The 3,053-nt window shown below is 69.5% G+C and carries 1 protein-coding gene, 2 pseudogenes and 1 riboswitch; of the genes and pseudogenes, 2 read left to right on the top strand and 1 reads right to left on the bottom strand.

Features of this window, described 5'->3' with window-relative positions:
- Nucleotides 1-13: 13 nt before the first annotated feature.
- Entirely contained in the window at nucleotides 14-388 is a 375-nt protein-coding gene (locus tag AOK24_RS39060) for a PRC-barrel domain-containing protein (protein ID WP_055724674.1), read from the bottom strand.
- Nucleotides 389-509: 121 nt separating this feature from the next.
- Nucleotides 510-604, top strand: a riboswitch (glycine riboswitch).
- Nucleotides 605-778: 174 nt separating this feature from the next.
- Between AOK24_RS39060 and gcvPA the strand changes: the two are divergent.
- Both gcvPA and AOK24_RS51745 read left to right on the top strand, forming a co-directional pair.
- Nucleotides 779-2,455 (top strand): annotated as a pseudogene (gene gcvPA / locus AOK24_RS39055) (aminomethyl-transferring glycine dehydrogenase subunit GcvPA); the annotation flags it as partial.
- Nucleotides 2,456-2,457: 2 nt separating this feature from the next.
- Nucleotides 2,458-3,044: pseudogene (locus AOK24_RS51745) on the top strand (glycine dehydrogenase (aminomethyl-transferring)); the annotation flags it as partial.
- Between the last annotated feature and the right edge of the window lie 9 nt (nucleotides 3,045-3,053).

Here is a 3,053-nt window from a genome sequence, read left to right as displayed (position 1 = left end):
GTGTTGGGGGCGGCTAGGCGGGCGGGTCTTCGCCGGCGATCGTGCCGAAGTCGCGGTCCTCGGGTGGAGTGGGGGCGACCGTGTCCATGCCGTAGTGGTGGTAGAGCTGGAGTTCCTGGGCGGGGGAGAGGTGGCGGCCCACGCCGAAGTCGGGGGCGTCCTTGATCAGGGCGCGGTCATAGGGGACGTGCAGGGTGCCCTCGACGAGTTCGCTGGTCTCCAGGGGGACGAAGGCGTCGCGGGTGAACAGGCCCGTCCTTATCGCGGCCCACTCCGGGACGCCGGTCGCGTCGTCGAGGTAGACCTCGTCGATCGTGCCGATCTTCGCGCCGTGCCGGTCGTACGCCTTGCGGCCGATCAGGTTGCGCGGATCGATGTCGGTCTGCACGGGCCCTCCACTGGTCGCGGGGCGGCCGAAGCCTTCGTAAGGACTACGAAAGAGCACTTCGGCCACGGTGGCCACTCGAAGGCTGGGGCGTTGACCTCGCTGGTAAGGTGAAAGTGGCTGTCGACCCTGTGCGGGAGAGTCCTCCGGAACCCTCGGAGGCGCCGAAGGAGCAACTCCTCCCCGGAATCTCTCAGGCTCACGTACCGCACGGGTGAGGTCACTCTGGAAAGCAGGGCGGGTGTCGACGGCGTCCGCTCTCACCGACGGTGAAAGCCGGGCGCTCGCGGGCGGCCGGTGAAGCTCTCAGGTCGAGATGACAGAGGGGGAGGCCGTTCGGGCACCCCGCAGCCGTGGTGCCACCGAAGGTCGTCTCGGCCAGGAGGCCCCCTCATGACCCCTCCCCGTATCCCGCTCAGCGTCCTGGAACAGGGCATTCCCTTCGAACAGCGCCATATCGGGCCCGACCGCGAGGCCCAGGCCAAGATGCTCGCGCAGGTCGGGTACGGCTCGCTGGACGAGCTGACCGCCGCCGCCGTACCGGACGCGATCAAGAACGTCGCCGCGCTCGACCTGCCGGGTGCGCGGACCGAGGCCCAGGTACTCGCCGAGCTGCGGGAACTGGCCGGGCGCAACCAGGTGCTCGGGTCGATGATCGGGCTCGGGTACTACGGGACGTTCACGCCGCCCGTCATCCTGCGGAACGTGATGGAGAACCCCGCCTGGTACACCGCGTACACGCCGTACCAGCCGGAGATCTCTCAAGGGCGCCTCGAAGCGCTGCTGAACTTCCAGACGATGGTCGCGGACCTGACCGGGCTGCCGACGTCCGGGGCCTCGCTGCTGGACGAGGGGACGGCCGCCGCCGAGGCGATGGCGCTGTCGCTGCGGATGGGGAAGAACAAGAAGGGGCTCTTCCTCGTCGACGCGGACGCGTTCCCGCAGACCGTCGCCGTCCTGCGGACGCGGGCCGAACCGGCCGGCGTCGAGGTCGTCGTCGCCGACCTCGGTGACGGGATCCCGGCCGAGGTCGCCGGTCGGGAGATCAACGGGGTGCTGATCCAGTACCCCGGCGCCTCCGGCGTCGTACGCGACATCAAGCCGCTTGTGGAGCAGGCGCACGAGGTGGGGGCGCTCGTCACCGTCGCCGCCGATCTGCTGGCGCTGACCCTGCTGACCTCGCCCGGGGAACTCGGGGCGGACATCGCGGTCGGGACCACGCAGCGGTTCGGGGTGCCGATGGGGTTCGGGGGGCCGCACGCCGGATACATGGCCGTGCACGAGAAGTTCGCGCGGAGCCTGCCCGGGCGGCTCGTCGGGGTGTCCGTCGACGCGGACGGCAACCGGGCGTACCGGCTGGCGCTCCAGACGCGCGAGCAGCACATCCGGCGGGAGAAGGCGACCAGCAACATCTGCACGGCGCAGGTGCTGCTCGCCGTCATGGCCGGGATGTACGCCGTCTACCACGGGCCCGACGGGCTGCGGCAGATCGCCTGGAAGACGCACCGGTACGCCACTGTCCTCGCCGAGGGGCTGCGGGCCGGGGGTGTCGAGGTCGTCCACGGGGCCTTCTTCGACACGGTGTCGGTGCGGGTGCCCGGCGGCGCGGCCCGGGTCGTCGAGGCCGCTCGGGACGGTGGGGTGAATCTGCGGCTCGTCGACGCGGACCATGTGTCCGTCGCCTGTGACGAGACCACCACCCGGGAGCAACTCGCCGTCGTGTGGGGGGCGTTCGGGGTTTCCGGGGATGTCGACTCGCTCGACGCGTCCGCTCAAGAAGGGCTGGGCGATGGGGTGTTGCGGCGGGACGAGGTGCTGACGCATCCCGTGTTCCATCAGCACCGGTCCGAGACCGCCATGCTGCGGTACCTGCGGCGGCTCGCCGATCGGGACTACGCGCTCGACCGGGGGATGATTCCGCTCGGGTCCTGCACGATGAAGCTCAACGCGACGACCGAGATGGAGCCGGTCACCTGGCCCGAGTTCGGGCAGCTGCACCCCTTCGCGCCGGTCGAGCAGGCCGGGGGGTACCTCACGCTCATCCGGGAACTGGAGGAGCGGCTCGCCGAGNNACGCCGGGTCGCAGGGGGAGTTGGCGGGGCTGCTCGCCGTACGCGCCTATCACCGGGCCAACGGGGATCTTCAGCGGACCGTGTGTCTCATTCCGTCGTCCGCGCACGGGACCAACGCGGCTAGTGCGGTGATGGCCGGGATGAAGGTCGTCGTCGTCAAGACCTCCGGGGACGGGGAGGTCGATGTCGAGGATCTGCGGGGGAAGATCGGGCAGTACCGGGACGAGCTCGCGGTGCTGATGATCACGTACCCGTCCACGCACGGGGTGTTCGAGGAGCATGTCGGGGAGATCTGCGGGCTTGTCCATGAGGCCGGTGGGCAGGTTTATGTCGACGGGGCCAATCTGAATGCGCTGGTCGGGCTGGCCAAGCCTGGGCATTTCGGTGGGGATGTTTCCCACCTGAATCTGCACAAGACGTTCTGCATTCCTCATGGTGGGGGTGGGCCCGGGGTGGGGCCTGTGGCTGTGCGGGCTCATCTTGCGCCCTATCTGCCGAATCATCCCTTGCAGAGTGAGGCCGGGCCCGCTACCGGGGTCGGGCCTGTTTCCGCTGCACCCTGGGGGTCTGCCGGGATTCTTCCCTTATACACATCT

Source organism: Streptomyces niveiscabiei (assembly GCF_001419795.1).
Taxonomy (GTDB): Bacteria; Actinomycetota; Actinomycetes; order Streptomycetales; family Streptomycetaceae; genus Streptomyces; species Streptomyces niveiscabiei.
The sequence above is the reverse complement of the archived record's forward strand: the minus strand, read 5'-3'. Positions and strand labels throughout refer to the sequence as shown.